General features: G+C 54.4%; 17 protein-coding genes and 1 pseudogene. 12 read left to right on the top strand and 6 right to left on the bottom strand.

The window, feature by feature from the left end:
* Nucleotides 1-113: 113 nt before the first annotated feature.
* On the bottom strand, nt 114-1,133 hold the full coding sequence (dctP, locus tag AC2FIC_RS04825; RefSeq protein ID WP_142637852.1) for a TRAP transporter substrate-binding protein DctP: 1,020 nt from the start codon (nt 1,131-1,133) through the stop codon (nt 114-116).
* Between the two features lie 95 nt (nt 1,134-1,228).
* Nucleotides 1,229-2,623: a MocR-like ectoine utilization transcription factor EhuR gene (ehuR, locus tag AC2FIC_RS04820; RefSeq protein ID WP_496693010.1), complete on the bottom strand. Its 1,395-nt coding sequence runs from the start codon at nt 2,621-2,623 to the stop codon at nt 1,229-1,231.
* A 143-nt stretch (nt 2,624-2,766) separates the two neighbouring features.
* On the opposite strand from ehuR, the pseudogene AC2FIC_RS04815 reads away from it, so the two are divergent.
* Nucleotides 2,767-3,023, top strand: a pseudogene (locus tag AC2FIC_RS04815) (site-specific integrase); the annotation flags it as partial.
* 160 nt (nt 3,024-3,183) lie between these two features.
* The gene (locus AC2FIC_RS04810) at nt 3,184-4,131 is read left to right on the top strand and encodes a DMT family transporter (RefSeq protein WP_496693009.1); all 948 of its coding nucleotides are present in this window, start codon (nt 3,184-3,186) and stop codon (nt 4,129-4,131) included.
* Nucleotides 4,132-4,234: 103 nt separating this feature from the next.
* Here the strand turns inward: AC2FIC_RS04810 and AC2FIC_RS04805 are convergent, their stop codons facing one another.
* Nucleotides 4,235-4,630 (bottom strand): hypothetical protein, encoded by a 396-nt coding sequence (locus tag AC2FIC_RS04805; RefSeq protein WP_271950041.1) that lies wholly within the window; start codon nt 4,628-4,630, stop codon nt 4,235-4,237.
* Nucleotides 4,631-4,997: 367 nt separating this feature from the next.
* Here AC2FIC_RS04805 and AC2FIC_RS04800 point away from each other — a divergent pair, with 367 nt between their 5' ends.
* The 5 genes from AC2FIC_RS04800 (at nt 4,998) to AC2FIC_RS04780 (ending at nt 8,692) form a co-directional block, all read left to right on the top strand.
* Nucleotides 4,998-6,209, top strand: a complete 1,212-nt coding sequence (locus tag AC2FIC_RS04800) for a caspase family protein (protein WP_496693008.1) — start codon at nt 4,998-5,000, stop codon at nt 6,207-6,209.
* A gap of 89 nt (nt 6,210-6,298) precedes the next feature.
* Nucleotides 6,299-7,045: a M15 family metallopeptidase gene (locus AC2FIC_RS04795; RefSeq protein WP_496693007.1), complete on the top strand. Its 747-nt coding sequence runs from the start codon at nt 6,299-6,301 to the stop codon at nt 7,043-7,045.
* A gap of 46 nt (nt 7,046-7,091) precedes the next feature.
* Nucleotides 7,092-7,481 carry a hypothetical protein gene (locus tag AC2FIC_RS04790; RefSeq protein ID WP_496693006.1) on the top strand — a complete coding sequence of 130 codons (390 nt, stop codon included), beginning with the start codon at nt 7,092-7,094 and terminating at the stop codon, nt 7,479-7,481.
* Nucleotides 7,482-7,680: 199 nt separating this feature from the next.
* On the top strand, nt 7,681-8,190 hold the full coding sequence (locus AC2FIC_RS04785) for a hypothetical protein (protein ID WP_496693005.1): 510 nt from the start codon (nt 7,681-7,683) through the stop codon (nt 8,188-8,190).
* 397 nt (nt 8,191-8,587) lie between these two features.
* On the top strand, nt 8,588-8,692 hold the full coding sequence (locus AC2FIC_RS04780; RefSeq protein WP_496693031.1) for a ubiquinol-cytochrome c reductase iron-sulfur subunit N-terminal domain-containing protein: 105 nt from the start codon (nt 8,588-8,590) through the stop codon (nt 8,690-8,692).
* Between the two features lie 210 nt (nt 8,693-8,902).
* Here the strand turns inward: AC2FIC_RS04780 and AC2FIC_RS04775 are convergent, their stop codons facing one another.
* The gene (locus AC2FIC_RS04775) at nt 8,903-9,295 is read right to left on the bottom strand and encodes a hypothetical protein (RefSeq protein WP_496693004.1); all 393 of its coding nucleotides are present in this window, start codon (nt 9,293-9,295) and stop codon (nt 8,903-8,905) included.
* A gap of 30 nt (nt 9,296-9,325) precedes the next feature.
* Between AC2FIC_RS04775 and AC2FIC_RS04770 the strand changes: the two genes are divergently transcribed.
* Genes AC2FIC_RS04770 through AC2FIC_RS04755 form a run of 4 tightly spaced genes read left to right on the top strand, consistent with a single transcriptional unit; the run spans nt 9,326 to nt 11,424 of the window.
* Nucleotides 9,326-9,757 carry a c-type cytochrome gene (locus AC2FIC_RS04770; RefSeq protein WP_496693003.1) on the top strand — a complete coding sequence of 144 codons (432 nt, stop codon included), beginning with the start codon at nt 9,326-9,328 and terminating at the stop codon, nt 9,755-9,757.
* Between the two features lie 10 nt (nt 9,758-9,767).
* A complete protein-coding gene (locus tag AC2FIC_RS04765) occupies nt 9,768-10,109 on the top strand; it encodes a copper resistance CopC family protein (RefSeq protein WP_281973150.1) in 342 nt (113 codons plus the stop codon).
* The gene (locus tag AC2FIC_RS04760; RefSeq protein WP_496693002.1) at nt 10,106-10,978 is read left to right on the top strand and encodes a CopD family protein; all 873 of its coding nucleotides are present in this window, start codon (nt 10,106-10,108) and stop codon (nt 10,976-10,978) included. The genes AC2FIC_RS04765 and AC2FIC_RS04760 overlap by 4 nt, the downstream gene beginning before the upstream one ends.
* A gap of 11 nt (nt 10,979-10,989) precedes the next feature.
* A complete protein-coding gene (locus AC2FIC_RS04755; protein ID WP_496693001.1) occupies nt 10,990-11,424 on the top strand; it encodes a c-type cytochrome in 435 nt (144 codons plus the stop codon).
* A 79-nt stretch (nt 11,425-11,503) separates the two neighbouring features.
* Here AC2FIC_RS04755 and AC2FIC_RS04750 read toward each other — a convergent pair whose 3' ends face one another.
* On the bottom strand, nt 11,504-12,595 hold the full coding sequence (locus tag AC2FIC_RS04750) for an NAD(P)/FAD-dependent oxidoreductase (protein WP_496677999.1): 1,092 nt from the start codon (nt 12,593-12,595) through the stop codon (nt 11,504-11,506).
* Between the two features lie 87 nt (nt 12,596-12,682).
* Between AC2FIC_RS04750 and AC2FIC_RS04745 the strand changes: the two genes are divergently transcribed.
* Entirely contained in the window at nt 12,683-13,042 is a 360-nt protein-coding gene (locus AC2FIC_RS04745; RefSeq protein WP_142637835.1) for a winged helix-turn-helix transcriptional regulator, read from the top strand.
* 53 nt (nt 13,043-13,095) lie between these two features.
* Here AC2FIC_RS04745 and AC2FIC_RS04740 read toward each other — a convergent pair whose 3' ends face one another.
* Nucleotides 13,096-14,391 carry a TRAP transporter large permease gene (locus AC2FIC_RS04740; protein WP_496870038.1) on the bottom strand — a complete coding sequence of 432 codons (1,296 nt, stop codon included), beginning with the start codon at nt 14,389-14,391 and terminating at the stop codon, nt 13,096-13,098.
* Nucleotides 14,392-14,399: the final 8 nt, after the last annotated feature.

Below are 14,399 nucleotides of genomic sequence, written 5' to 3'. Positions count from 1 at the left end.
GGCTGATCGCCGGTTTACTATTTCCAAATTGCAGGCCCGAACTATGGTTCTGGGCCTGCACCGATTTTTCAGATGAACACATCGCAAACGTGATGGATGCCTGTGGCAAAGCGCTACTGCTGCGCAGCCGCTAGATCCTTCTTCATTTGCTCGAGGATGGCAGCGCCACGTTCGCCCGCTCTTTCGACAAAGGCTGCTTCGACCGCTTTTGCACGTTCTTTAAAGGGTGCACGCTCTTCCTCGGTTAGCCGGTTTATTGTGTAGCCCGGATTGCTCTCCTGAATTTTTGCCAGACCGGTTGCATCCAGTTCGACGGCAACATCAAGAATATAATCGAGTGCGACTTGCGACGCATTCTGAACAAGTTCTTTGTCCGCATCGCTTAGCGCGTCGTAAAACTCTGCATTTGCCATCACAGCAGTCGTGTACTGACCATGTCCGGTATAGGTCATCACATTAGTCAGGTTATCCAGATCATAGGCCTCGATCCAAATTGCCGGGTTTTCCTGCCCGTCAACCATTTTGGTTTTCAGCCCGCCGATCAGCTCGCCCCAAGGCATAGCAATCGGGGAAGCGCCAAAGGCCGTGTAAGTCTCCAAAAGCAATGGTGAGGTCATGGTCCGAATTTTCATACCTTCCAAATCGGCAGGTGTCCGAAATTCCTCCATTGTGGTGACCACCATTTCACCTTCCGGGAACACCGACAACAATTCCAATCCCTGTTCGCGATAGATATCGTGGAACATCTCGTTTACAGCGACGCCTTCTTTGAAAAACTTGCGCACGACTTGAGGGTCCGTCGGCTGGATATATGGCACCAGAAAGGCTTCGGCCTCTGGGATCAACGCACCGGTGAAACCTGGAGATTGATCAATGAACTGCAGCAATCCAGCCTGGGCCTGCTCCATGGCGTCGGCCGATTCACCAAGCGTACCCACAGGATAAATCTGGACTGTGTGATCCGAGTTGGCTTCGATTTCCTCTTTGAACTTGGTGGCGTACAGGCCTTGCGGATCTGTCAGCCCCTCTTCCATAGCATAGCGCCAATTGTCCGCATAAGCGGCAGTTGAGGTTAGCAATGCAGCAGCAAGGGGTGCGCAGACGCGCAGGGTAAAACGTGCAGTCTTGGTCATCATATCCTCCCAGATATCACCTTCTTTGTTAGTGATGTTCCACCACATCCCGAAGATTGTACTGCGAGTCAATTATTATATTGTTGCGCTACATTCTAGTAAGCGAATTGCGGCAAAGGCTCGCGTGGGCGCAAAAGTAAACCGGCCAGAAGCTTCAGAGCTTGGCGAAAACGTTCGATTTCGCGAATGCTTCCCACCGAAATGCGCACTGCATTTGTTGGGGTAGCCTTGGGAGAAAGGAATGGGCTTTCGGGGGACACCGCAACATTTAGTTCGCGGGCATGGGCGACAAAACTGTTGGAATCCCAATCTGGAGGGAGCTGCAACCAAAGATGCAAACTGGCCGGATGGCCCGTCCATTTAAAACCAGCAAGCTCTTGCGTTGCTATGTGATACCGCTTGACTATTTCTGCGCGCTGCCAAACCGCCAGCGCTTGTGCTGTGCCATCTTCCACCCAGCGTGAGGCAAGTTCGCAGATCAGCGGCGTTGCCATCCAACCAAATACGATCAGTCTCGCTGTCAATGCAGGAAGCAAATGGTCCGGAGCAACGGCATAACCCGCACGCAACCCGCTGACCGTGCATTTGGTGAACGTTGTCAGGTAGACCGACAGTTCTGGTGCGAACATCGAAACAGGCGGCTGGCGATCCGCTGCGACCGGACCAAACGCATCGTTTTCAATAATATGCAGCCTATGTTTGCGGGCGATTGCAGCAATTTGGCGCCGACGTTCCTCTGGCATCATATGTACATTAGGGTTGGCAAGAGATGGCAATAAATACAAGGCCTTAGGGGCCTTATCAACGCACGCCTTTTCCAATGCATCGGGCAGGATTCCGTGCTCATCAGTTTCAAGGCCAACATGTCGGTATCCGAAATATGCGACACTCGAAACCAAGAGGTGATGCGTGACCATATCCGACAGAATGACGTCGCCAGGACGCAATATCGCAGACATTGCTGCCGACATTCCATGCGTTACCCCGTTCGTCATGAGGACTGAATCTGCATTTGTCTCAAGGCCGCAATGTGAAAGCCATTTGACTCCCGTTTTTCGGTGAGTCGCGTGGCCTACATTCGGACGTGTAGAAAGATATATGGCCGGGTCGAGCCCGGCATGCAAAGTCCTCAGCGTTGATTGCATCGCCTCAACATGCAGGCCACTAAACAAGGGGCGCGAAATCGACATGTCGAACAAGTTTCGAGGTTCTGACTCCAACTTGAATGGCTGTCCGTCGGTTTTGTCAGTGTCGACAACATAGCTGCCACGCCCAATCTGACCATCGATCAGGTTTTGGCGACGCAGAATGTCGTAAGCTTTGCTGACGGTATTAACGCTCAACCTCAGGTCATCGGCCAGTTTCCGGTGTGTGGGTAATTTCTGTCCAGGTGACAAACTGCCGTCTTCGATCGCGCCTGCAATCATCGTGGCAAGGCTCGTATGCAGCGGTGAACTCAGCGTATCTCGGGATGGTTTCCAATTTGTCATGCGACAATAGTAACCAATTCGAATTCGCGAACAAGCAGATCAATCACAAAGAGCTTCACAGGGGTCGGAATTACAGCTTTTTCTATGTGTCTCCCTTGAAAAGAAAGTAATTGCTGTGACCGTGGATCTATCACTTAGTTTTCCTGAAGATCTCAACACGTCAGTATGCGCGGATTGTCCGGGACTGGATGAAGCCCATTGGCTTCGAGGCCAGCGCCTAAGGAACTCCATCAATGCGCCGGACCAAAGTCACGCAGTTCTACAAGAAAAGACAGGAAGTCTTCGGGCGATTCAGTTGCTCTTGGGTCATGCAAAGATGGTAAGCACGGTTCGGCATCTGAGCGTCGAGCTTGAAGACGCCTTTGCCATCGCAGCAGCAATCGAGATCAAGAGCTTGTAGACCAATTTTGAACCGGCCATCTGCTGCTGCGCATCTCATCGAACCTGCTGTTCGTTGCTAGCGCAAATTCTAACCCACCCCCAACTCGCAAGTTGAGGGATTTTTGCTCCGCGTCGCATAGAGAACAGACACGCGTTTAGCGACGTTTCTACAAGATGAGATGTCCTCGGCTGATTCCATACCTCAATCTACGGATCGCATTCTTGCAGGAGTTGCACTGATGCTTGGATTTTGCCTCACCGCTCCTTTGCTGGACGTAGCTGCAAAACTCGCGTCGGCTAGCGTACCAGTTGGGCAGATTACGGCTGCTCGCTTTGTAGTGCAGTGCGTGTTGATGGCCCCGTTCGTCTGGATAATGGGGCTGTCGTTGCATGTAGCGCGAGGCAAATTGATCGTACTCGCATTCCGCTCATTACTTTTGCTGTTCGCAACTTTTTGCTTCATTGCTGCCATCCGTGTGATGCCACTCGCCGATGCGTTGGCAATCGTGTTTGTGGCCCCGTTCATTGTCTTGTTGGTTGGTAAGTTTTACCTTGGTGAAGACGTAGGTCCGCGTCGTGTCGGGGCAGCTCTTGTCGGGTTTGTTGGGGTAATGTTCGTCATCCAGCCCAGTTTCGCGGCCTTCGGCGCGGTTGCAATAATTCCGCTTGGTACGGCAGTTGCTTTCGCTTTCTACATTCTTGTGACGCGAGGATTGTCACGTCGGATGCATCCCGTGGCTCTGCAATTCCACACTGGCCTGATTGCCAGCCTGTTTTCCATTCCAATCTTAATATTTGCGCAAGGCTCTGGTTCGGAGCTGTTCGATCCTGTTTGGCCGACAGACATCGCTTTGTTGTGGCTTTTGGGAGCTGGTTTTTTTGCAACGGTGAGCCACATGATGATGACCTATGCGCTTTCGTTCGCGCCTTCGGCCACATTGGCGCCTTTGCAGTACTTTGAGCTGCCGGTAGCGACCCTGTTCGGCTATCTTGTCTTCAATGACTTCCCGAACACGCTTAGCCTACTTGGTATTGCAATCATCATCAGTGCAGGGCTGTACATGATTCATCGCGAAAGAGCCGTAGCCAGACAATTGGTCACAGAACGTGCAGCACCTCCAATCTAAAACTACTCTCTCTCGCGGCCCATTTCAGACATTTGAGCAAAGCAGAATTTGGGATGACCGCTTCCGCCGAGTTAGCCCTGGTACATTGCACAACATCGGGCGGCTACGGCCCCTCGCAAACCAGCGGGAAGGCACCGATTTCCGGAATCGTGAGCGTGCCTACAGTGACGGATTTGTCTCCTTCGACAGCGGTTATCAATCGAACCGAGGCAACGATCCGACTGTATTCGGGATCGGCAAAGTCGATAACAGTACGCATATCGACATCGGCCCCCTGTGCCACGATGATTGGTATCGCACCATCGACTTCAGTAAGGCTCCAGTGTTTGCCGTCTGCGTGAATGGTCGCGCTTACGACTGCGAGACCAGGGACAGTTCCCAATCCGACATCAAATACAGCGCCTGATCCATCAGGGGCCTCGCAATACAGCCCGACAGTTGCGAATGCCGAGGTTGCCGAGAGGAGAGCTAAGAGCGTCAGTGCAGTAGTTCTGATCATGAACTTTCCTTTTCGTTCGCAATCCGGTCAAAATATATCTTTGGTTCAAAGTTCTCAATAAGCGCGTCTGAACGCAGATCAAAGAAGCAGAAACACCGGCACCCTCAAACCACTACGTTGCCCCAAATTAATGGCACCGCACGGCTGGAACTTGGCTGGTTCCAGTGAGATTCTGCGCTTCGGAGCGGACATCCAACTTCAGCGCAGCAGCGAAAGCAAAGATTTGCATCATCCATTTCTCTGGATGTCGACATTGTCAAAAATGTGGACAACGCTCCGCCCGGCTTTCTAGGTGAAGTTGGACACGACCTCACACACACGTTAGCCTTAAATTCAGAGCGGTACGACAAACGTTAAGGAGACCGTTTTGCGTTTATTTATGTGGATCGCCGCCACACTGCTATGCGGTTCGCTCGCCACTGCCGAGGAACGGCTGGCGATGGTTATTGGGATCGACAGCTATGAAAATATTAACGACCTGCAAAAGGCAGGCAATGACGCTCGAGCCGTCTCTGCCACGCTGAGCGAACTCGGATTTGTGGTCACCGAACTGATCGACCCCGAGCGGCTGGACCTGCGGCGCGGCCTTGTAGATTTCTCTCGCCAGATCAGTCCTGGAGACGAGGTCGTGTTCTACTTTGCAGGACACGGCATCGAAGTAGAAGGTCGCAATTACCTGCTGCCCACCGACGTACCCCAAGTGCGTCCGGGCGAAGAAGATTTTGTGACCGGCGAAAGCATCGCTGCTGACCAGATCCTTGATGTAATCCAGTCCCGCGGTGCGCGCGTGGCACTGATGATACTCGATGCCTGCCGCGACAACCCATTCCCCGCCCAAGGTACCCGGTCCGTGGGCCGCTCGAGCGGGCTATCGCGAATGGAACCGGCCGAAGGGGCCTTCGTCCTCTTTTCTGCCGGTACAGGCCAGACTGCGCTGGACCGACTGTCGGACAATGACCCAAACCCCAACTCGGTCTTCACTCGCTCCCTGCTGGAGCGGATGACCACACCCGGCCTACCTCTGAACGAGCTAGTGCGCCTTGTGCGGACCGACGTGCGTAAACTGGCTGCCAGTGTGAACCACAACCAGTTCCCAGCTTACTACGACCAGCTACAGGGCACATTTACCTTTGAGCGCGGCGGCCCCGCCCCGCTCCCAGTAACTGTTCCAACGCCCCAACCCTCTGCCCCTCAGATCAGCCCATGCGACGCGGCACGCGCTGACTGGGAGGTGCTACAAACCACGTCTAGCACCTCCGCGCTGGAAGCGTTCATGACCATGCACGCGGGCTGCCCCATCTATGCCGCCGCTGCTCAGGATCGGATCGACACGCTCAGTGCCGCTACCCAACCCGCCGAAAGGGCCGTGGCACCAGTGCCTTCGCCGCCCAGCACCTGCGAACAGCTTTGGTACTCGCGCAACCTCATCTTTCATAACAACGGCTTCTGCTTTCAGTCCACGCGTGCGCGGGCTGCCTTTGACACAAGCCAATGCACCACTCGAAACCCGCGCCTGACAGCAGCCGAACAAGGCGAGGTGCAGCGTCTGCAAGCGCTCGAAAGGGCCAATGGATGCTAATATCGCGGCTAGTCGCTGTCTCTCTTGCGCTTGGACTCTTGCCGAGTTTTGCGCGTGCAGATGGCTGCGTCCCCCGCGATTTTCTGACGATGCCATTACCGCAGGGTCGGTCCGCAATCGCCACAGCACTTGAGACCGCATATCCCGGCCTGACCGTCGACGAAGCAGCGAAAACGCTAACAACGGGCGGCCAGACGCTGCCACTTGGCGCGGCTCATAACGGTCCGCCGAAGGAACGGCTGGCGAACGCCTCCATCACCGACCAGTTCGCACAGATTTATCCGCTGGCCTTTGACCTCGCGGCGCGTGACACACCCTGGTTCGATCCAGGCCGCGCCCGCAACGACGCCTTCTTCCGCGCACTTTATGGGCAAACAGAAACTCAGGTTGCCGCCCGGCTCTGGCGCGCAGAATACCAGGGGCCGAAGCGCCGCGCCCGCTTTGCCTTGAACAGCCACCACTGCGCTGCACATCAATTACAAGCGGCGTTCGATGCAATGGCTGCCAGTGGTGAGGATTTTGACCCATATTTCACCCAAGTCGGCGGAAGCTTTAACTGGCGCCGTATCGCTGGCACGCCACGGCTTAGCGCGCACAGTTTTGGTATCGCGGTCGACTTCAACACGCAGCTTGGCGGCTATTGGCGCTGGTCAGGCGCTCCTGAAGGCAACGCCGGGGCCTACGAAAATCAATACCCAGTTGCGCTCGTTCAGCAGATGGAACGCTTTGGGTTTATCTGGGGAGGCAAATGGCACCACTTCGATGGAATGCATTTTGAGTACCGACCCGAACTCATCTTATACGCACGCCTCAAAACGGGTTCACAAAACAACTGAGTCGCGCTTATCCTTGTCTGTCAAGACTCCTGGGTGGACACACACAATGAAGAACCTGACATCAGCGGCCTCCATTTGCATCGCGTGTGCCCTCGTCGCACCGCCGGTTTTTGCGGATTGCGGGTTTTGCGCCGAAAAGGTCACTTTGAACGAACTGCTCGCGAAATGCTATCTCAAGCGGCTGAACGACGAACGCTTGGCGGCATCACAGAACAACTCAGAGGTGCACCTTGTTGATTTGTCCGCATGTGGTTTAGATCGCAGTGCGACTGCGCTTCCGGACGTGCAAACCGATGGAGGGGGGCCGGTGCAGCTGGACCAGGCGTTTCTAATACCCGAACCGGCGCTTGATTGTCTTGCGCGCGAGGTCGAAACCGCGCAATTCGAAAAGGACAAAACACTGACATTTGAGGTCCGCGTTGACTGCTCCAACTGACAAACGGTCGATTAGGCGTACGCGTTCCAATGATCTGGACCCGGGCGCAGCCGAACTTTCCGGTGTTCTTGAATCTGTACAGGCGGACGAGGATGTCGAACCAGGAGACGACGGCCCGCTTGGCCGCCGAATTGCCACCGCCGACACGGCCCCCGCGCCTAAAACCGCATGGGAACGAATTGAGAGCACCTTTCGCCTTTTGTCACTGATCGCTATTGCCGCCTCGGCCGGGGTCTCGGCGTTGAACTTCTATCAGGGCTACCTCGACACAAAAAAGGAGCGCTCCATCGAGTTGATGTCGGACTGGCAGAAAACCGGTGCACGCGAAACATACACCCAACTAGGCAACGTTCTGATCCCCGCAATCAAAGCTGCGGGCGAAGTACCCGCGGACTTGCCCGAGCGAGCACGGCAACTGGCCCGTAAGCAGATCGGTGCGAACCTATTGGAAAATCTCAAAACAGGCGATGCAGATACACTCAAAGAAATCGAAGCGCAGATCGACACAGTAGTTGTGTTTTTCAGCGAGGTTGAATTTTGTTTACGTGCCGACCTTTGCAATACTCCTTTGCTCAAAGACTATTTTGGCACGGAAGTGACCTTATTTTGGGACTATTTTCAGGCCTACGCCTTTGAACAACGCGCCGGTCTATACCCAACCTACGGGGACGCGGTAGAAGCGCTGGCTATCAGCTTTGCAAGCCCATGAACGACGTTACGAAACGGCGCATATACTGAGGACCAACTTTTCCCAATAAAGATAATGTCGGCCCAAAAGAGACATTCCCCACCCGCGCGCGATGCTACGTTCGCAACCAGCGCTGCCCACCCCAGCCAGACACCGCAGCGCGTCAGACATGAGTTTCGCCAGAATATCGCCGGTAGCCGGCCAGACCGATGCTCTCGCCAGCAAGGGCAGTTACAACATCTGGATCAATACACAAACTCACGCGTCGATGAGCAGGTCTTGGGAAACCATATTTCCGACTTGGAGTATTTGCTGCGAGAGTGGCGAGAAGACCTCGACTATTCGACGGATTGAAATGCAGCAAATCGAACAACGGCCAATGCACAAAGCAAATACGATGTGACTAACCTTCCAGAAGATTGATGCGACCACTGAATCCCAACGTAAGTTCCTCTACTATGCGATCGTCGGCGTTGGCACTGCTGCGACCTGTGTTGCCGTTTGGCCGCTAATCAGTTGCTAGGCCCGACTGATAGAAATCAAAATAGACCCGGACTCTCTGCATCTGATGAAAATCGCGTGTCGGACAAGAGCGGCGAATTCCCCATCACGGAAATCAGCGTTGTAATTTCCTTTAGAACGGCGTGGCGCATAATGAAGCCGCAGGCGTTGTCTTGTGTGTTCCGCTGCATTAGCGTCCGGAATCATGGTCATCCGACGATACACATTTGCGCTATTGACGAGTCTTCTGGTCATTCTGGCCGGATTTGGTGGCGAGTCTCATGCCTGCGTCGGGCTTCACTGCGGGGACCATATGCAATCGGCAGGACACTCCGCCGCGGTGAAAAGCATCCCTGACATCTCGGCCCAAAGCAGCCATCACGACACGGATAATGCCGGTACCGGAGAGTGTAACCCCTTGCTTTGCCAAGCCGTCGTACTGATCTCGCAGAACAGCCAAGTCGTGTGGAATCAATATCAGCTTGACCGAGAGTTCCAGATTGGATCCCAATCCAAGTTGACTGAACCAGATAGCCCCTACAGACCCCCTGACCTTTGAAGCTGCCAAGATCCGCGCGCGCCTAAGTGACCGGCCCTTGCGGCTGTTTGCGATGTGCCGCAGCACTTCCAGCCTCCACAAAGTCAGGTTCAACCCATGAAGAAAAGTCACTTGTTAATCGGCGCTTGCGTCGTCTCGGCTGTTGCCGCTTTCATAGTTTTTCGTTCAGACCCAATCGAAGAATCCAGCCTTCAGGCGACAGTTTCAAGAGTCGACCTAGTCGCAATTCAGATGCCACCTATTGAGGGCAATGCAGCAATCGGCCAGCGGGTCTTTGATGCCTCCTGTGCCACTTGCCACGGAGTCAATGCGGTCGGAATTGACGGCGCAGGACCGCCACTGATCCACAAGATATACGAACCTAGTCACCACGCTGATGAAGCGTTTCAGAGGGCGGTTTCACAGGGTGTAAGAAGTCACCATTGGCAGTTTGGAGACATGCCGCCCGTCGACGGCTTGACGCGAGGTGACGTCGCTATGGTGATCGCCTACATTCGTGAAATCCAGCGCGCCAACGGAATAAATTGAGGATAGGCCCATGAAGAAGATTGTAATGCTTATACTCTTGGCTGCGCTCCCCAGTTTTGCGCTGGCGCATTCCAAGGTCACAGAAACAACACCTGCAGACGGAACCACAGTAACGACTGTGCCTGCTGAAGTTGGCCTCAATTTCTCGAAAGACATCCGGCTGACCCGGATAGAGATGGCACACGAAGAACACGGGGCAGTACGACTGGATTTGGGCGACCAGGCAAGATTTGCTCAGAAGTTCAAAATTCCATTGCCAGGCAATGGCGCGGGCACCTATGTCATCGAGTGGCGCGGTTTAGGTGAGGACGGTCATGCGATGCAGGGCGCGTTTACCTTTACTGTGGAATGAGCATGCCAGACATCTGGGGAATTGCTGCAATCCTCGCAAAGCTAGCACTCTATATCGGCTTTGCGGGGGCCACTGGCCTTGTGGTCGTTAAGTGTCTCTATTCCAGCTTGGTCACACCGATAAGCCTGGCGATGAAACGCCAATCCATGGCCTTGGCATGGCTTGCTCTCATTGCGACGGCACTGGGGTTCATGCTTCGTGGAGCCCTCTTGACGGGCGGAGCGGATGGGCTGGTCGACCCCGAGATGCTTGGATTACTCTGGCAGACATCCGTAGGCGATGTATTTGTTTATCGAGTGATAGGCGCAGCAATGATCCTTGTCGGATTGTCTGTTCCGCGCTTTGGTTTAGGGATCGCACTTGTGGGTGGCACGATGGCTCTGTGGTCCTTTGCACAGATCGGGCACCTATCGGATCTAGAGAATTTTGGTACCCAACTCTTGTTACTAGCACACCTGCTCTGTGTAGCTTTCTGGGTAGGCATCTTCAGCCCGCTGCGGAGTATGGCTCTTCAACCTGAGCAAATTGCAGCTGCTGCTGCACTTGGGCATAGGTTTGGCCAAGCTGCGGCACTGATGGTACCCGCATTGATCGTCGCAGGTTTCTGGATGGCTTGGTTGCTTGTTGGTGATATCCGAGCGCTCATTTCCACTGGTTATGGGCAGGCCCTGTTGCTCAAAGTACTATTTGTAGGGCTGCTATTGATCCTAGCCGCCGCGAACAAGCTTCGATTTGTTCCGGCAATGCTGGACGGAGATACCAAGGCGGCGCAGCACCTCGCCCGATCCATCGAAGTTGAGGCGCTGATCGTTCTGGCGGTGCTGACAACTACGGCGACACTAACAACTGTTCTGACGCTTCCGAATTGAGGTGGGTGGAGATGACCAGGCACTTATTTATTTTGGTCCTATGCAGCATTTATTCCAGCGTTGCCGCGGATCATACGTTTACAGACAGAGACGTGGCGAATGGACAGAGGCTCTACGTAGATCAATGCGCCGCGTGCCACGGCGTTAACCTGGAAGGCCAACCCAACTGGCAAACACCGGGTGAAGACGGTGTGATGCCTGCTCCACCACATGACGTGACCGGGCACACATGGCACCATGATAGCCTGCTTTTGTTTGACTACACCAAATTCGGCGGTGCAAAGACACTGGCCGCACGCGGCGTCAAGAATTTCAACAGTGGCATGCCGGGTTTCGAAGGCACTTTGACTGATGACGGCATATGGGATGTTCTGGCCTATATCCGTTCCACATGGCCGAAAGATATTCAGCAGGTACAAGCCAGTCGCAACCTCGCACACGACTAGAGGCAGGCCAACACGAATGTCACAGACATCATCTGTGCGGGATACCTGAACATTAGCAAATCGCAATGTTCAGGAGGAACTATTTTCCCGAGCTCGAAATCCCAAAAGCCTTTCGATATTTGGGAATGAAAATATCTTTCCCCTTTATCTTGCGTGTGATCCAGTCACCCACTGTCACAAAAAGCCAACTGCTGCCGATGACTGGGCCAAGGGGCACCAGAATGGGTGCTTTTTTCCAGGGCGCGTAGGGTTTCTGACTTTCAACGGGTGCGCCCTCGATTACTTTCTTAAGCGTTTTGATCAGCCAGGGATTCTGCCGTGCCGTTGCTACGATTGTCATTCCGTCGCCAATGTCGGCAATGTCACCGCCGACGAAGACATTCGGATAGCTTGACGGTCGCAACCATTTGTCGGTTTTGACCCTACCCAATGCATCAGCCGACACGCCCGGAAGGCTTTGAACCAAAGACGATTGGGGTTTCGATCCAACCACCGGAAATATAAGATCTGCCGCGATCACTCTACCGTCGGTCAAGCTCACGGATCCTTCGTAGGGCCGATCCAAATGGCGTAAATCCTGCGCCCTCTGGCCGAGAATGACAGTGACGCCCAGCCGTTCCAACTTACCTTTGAGCTGCGCGCCTAGCTTGGCCGGGTACTTGGGAAACAAGGTATCATCCGACGAAACCAGGGTGATGGATTTACCCGGATGTGCCGAGGCTGTTTCGCCCGCAAGCTCTGTACCGACAGCGCCTGCCCCTACGATCACAACTGAATTCGCCTTGGCCAGTTGCGCGCTGACGTCTTTGCTCGCTTGCTGAAAATCCGCAATGCTGTCACCCGACGGCTTGAACGGCGCTGCATAGGATGATCCGGTGGCGATCAGGATATAGTCCGCCGGAAAGACAGCTCCAGATTCTAAAGTGACCTCGGTTTCAGAAACCGAAACGGCGCGCCCGCGCACGACCTTACCCGATTGCAGCAGATTGTCGTATGGCAGGATGATCTGGTCCAGCAAGGCGGGTTCAACCAGCGCGCGGATCGCTGCAGGCGGATGCACGAACGCTTCGCGTTGCTCAATCAGGGTGACGTCCGCGCAAGCGTCCAGTTCCCGGGCAACTTCAAACCCGACATAGCCCCCGCCAATGATCACAATTTTCTTCTTCGCCATAGGGTCCCCCCGTTGCGGCATAACGTTCTGACCACTATCTAAAATTGCACGTTCACACGAACAAGTACGGTCATCTAGGATACTGCCTTGAAACATGATGAGTTAGAGGATCATTGTCAGATCGAAGCATTGATCTCGGCGATCTCAGGTCGATGGAAGCTGTTGATCATCTACTGGCTTTCGCAGGGGGACTGCCGGTTCAACCAGCTTCAGCGAAACCTCGGGCGCATCACACATCGAACGTTAACGCGCCAGCTGACCGAGTTGCAGACGACGGGCTTTGTCTCTCGCAAAGACTTCAAGACCATACCGCCGCATGTCGAATACAGCCTCACACCTCTGGGTCAAAGCCTGCTTCCACTGCTGTATGAGATGCATCAATGGGCGGCGCAGAATGCGGACAAGTTACCGGAACCGAAAGATCTTTCGAAACAACTAGGGCGATGACCTAGCCCATTGAACAGGGCCAGGCATCTGAAGGGGCAAGACCAAGATCTATGTCAAAGCCCGACCAATATCTCTGGCAACCATGTCGCCACTTCGGGGATCAGGATGATAACCACAAGAACCAGCATTTGCGCCCCTACAAAGGGCAACACGCCGCGATACATCTGCCCATAGCTCATGTCACGCGGAGCGATTGAGCGAAGATAGAAAATCGACGGTGCCATTGGCGGTGTCAGATACGAAGTCTGAATCACCACTAGAACCATCATGGCAAACCAGATCGGATCAATTCCGGCGGATTTCACGATCGGAGCAAAGATCGGAATGAAAATCAGAACGATCGACACCCAGTCCAGTACAAAGCCCGCGAAAAAGACCACCAACAAAAAGAATGCGATGATACCGGCATTGCCATACCCGATCCCGGCAACGGTATCGCGCACCAGCTGTCCGCCTCCGGTGACCGCAAAGATGCTGGTGAACATCGTGCCTCCGGCCACGATCAACATGATCATAGCGGTGATGCGCAGGGTCACATTCAGTGCCTCGGACATCAGTTTCAGGTTTAGTTCCCGAAACATCAAAGCCAGCAGGATCGTGCCGGCGGCCCCGACTGCGGCGGCTTCGGTGGCCGAGGCGACACCGGCCAGAAGCGAGCCCAGCACCAGGACAATCAATGCCAGCGGGGGCAACAATGCCGTCAACGTCACCTTCATCTTACGGCCGGTTGGCATCGCGCGCTCTGCCGGTGGCAACGGAGGAGCGTCAGCAGGTCGGACCATGCTGCGCACCAAGATATAAAGCACGAAGAACACCACCATCAGCAGGCCGGGCAGGATAGATGCGGCAAACAGCTTGCCAATCGACAGCTGCGCAATCGACGCATAGACGACCACAATGACCGAGGGTGGAATTATTGTCCCCAGTGAGCCCCCTGCACAGATTGTTCCCGCGATGAGGTCATTACGATAACCCGCTTTGGTCATGGCTGGGATGGCCATCAACCCCACAACTATCTCGACCGCACCTACAACGCCGGATGCGGCGGCGAAAACCGCGCACATTGCAATCGTCGACAGCGCCAATCCACCGGGTAAGCCGCCCAGCCACAACTGCAGTGCAAAGAACAGACGTTTCGCGATCCCCGAACGCTCAAGTATCGCTCCCATGAAAATGAACAGAGGGATTGCTGCCAGTACGAAATTCGAAGCCGTATGAAGCAGCGGACCATAAAGCTGCAAAAAGATCAGCTCGCCGAACACCATGTAGCCAAAGGCGACGGAGATGATGATGAGCGAAAAGGCCACCGGCACTCCGGCAAAGACCAGCACAAAAAGGGCTGCAAACATCAGTAATG

This window comes from Ruegeria sp. CDSC079 (assembly GCF_059610505.1).
Note: the sequence above shows the minus strand (reverse complement) of the source record. Positions and strands in the feature narration are given on the sequence as shown.

Bases quoted from the DNA above. Each gene is read 5' to 3' on its own strand.
- AC2FIC_RS04740 (WP_496870038.1), bottom strand. From the start codon at position 14,391: ATGTTTGCAGCCCTTTTTGTGCTGGTCTTTGCCGGAGTGCCGGTGGCC.
- AC2FIC_RS04770 (WP_496693003.1), top strand. From the start codon at position 9,326: ATGAAGAAAAGTCACTTGTTAATCGGCGCTTGCGTCGTCTCGGCTGTT.
- AC2FIC_RS04790 (WP_496693006.1), top strand. From the start codon at position 7,092: ATGAAGAACCTGACATCAGCGGCCTCCATTTGCATCGCGTGTGCCCTC.
- ehuR (WP_496693010.1), bottom strand. From the start codon at position 2,623: ATGACAAATTGGAAACCATCCCGAGATACGCTGAGTTCACCGCTGCAT.
- AC2FIC_RS04765 (WP_281973150.1), top strand. From the start codon at position 9,768: ATGAAGAAGATTGTAATGCTTATACTCTTGGCTGCGCTCCCCAGTTTT.
- AC2FIC_RS04750 (WP_496677999.1), bottom strand. From the start codon at position 12,595: ATGGCGAAGAAGAAAATTGTGATCATTGGCGGGGGCTATGTCGGGTTT.
- AC2FIC_RS04805 (WP_271950041.1), bottom strand. From the start codon at position 4,630: ATGATCAGAACTACTGCACTGACGCTCTTAGCTCTCCTCTCGGCAACC.
- AC2FIC_RS04760 (WP_496693002.1), top strand. From the start codon at position 10,106: ATGAGCATGCCAGACATCTGGGGAATTGCTGCAATCCTCGCAAAGCTA.
- AC2FIC_RS04810 (WP_496693009.1), top strand. From the start codon at position 3,184: ATGTCCTCGGCTGATTCCATACCTCAATCTACGGATCGCATTCTTGCA.
- dctP (WP_142637852.1), bottom strand. From the start codon at position 1,133: ATGACCAAGACTGCACGTTTTACCCTGCGCGTCTGCGCACCCCTTGCT.
- AC2FIC_RS04755 (WP_496693001.1), top strand. From the start codon at position 10,990: ATGACCAGGCACTTATTTATTTTGGTCCTATGCAGCATTTATTCCAGC.
- AC2FIC_RS04795 (WP_496693007.1), top strand. From the start codon at position 6,299: ATGCCATTACCGCAGGGTCGGTCCGCAATCGCCACAGCACTTGAGACC.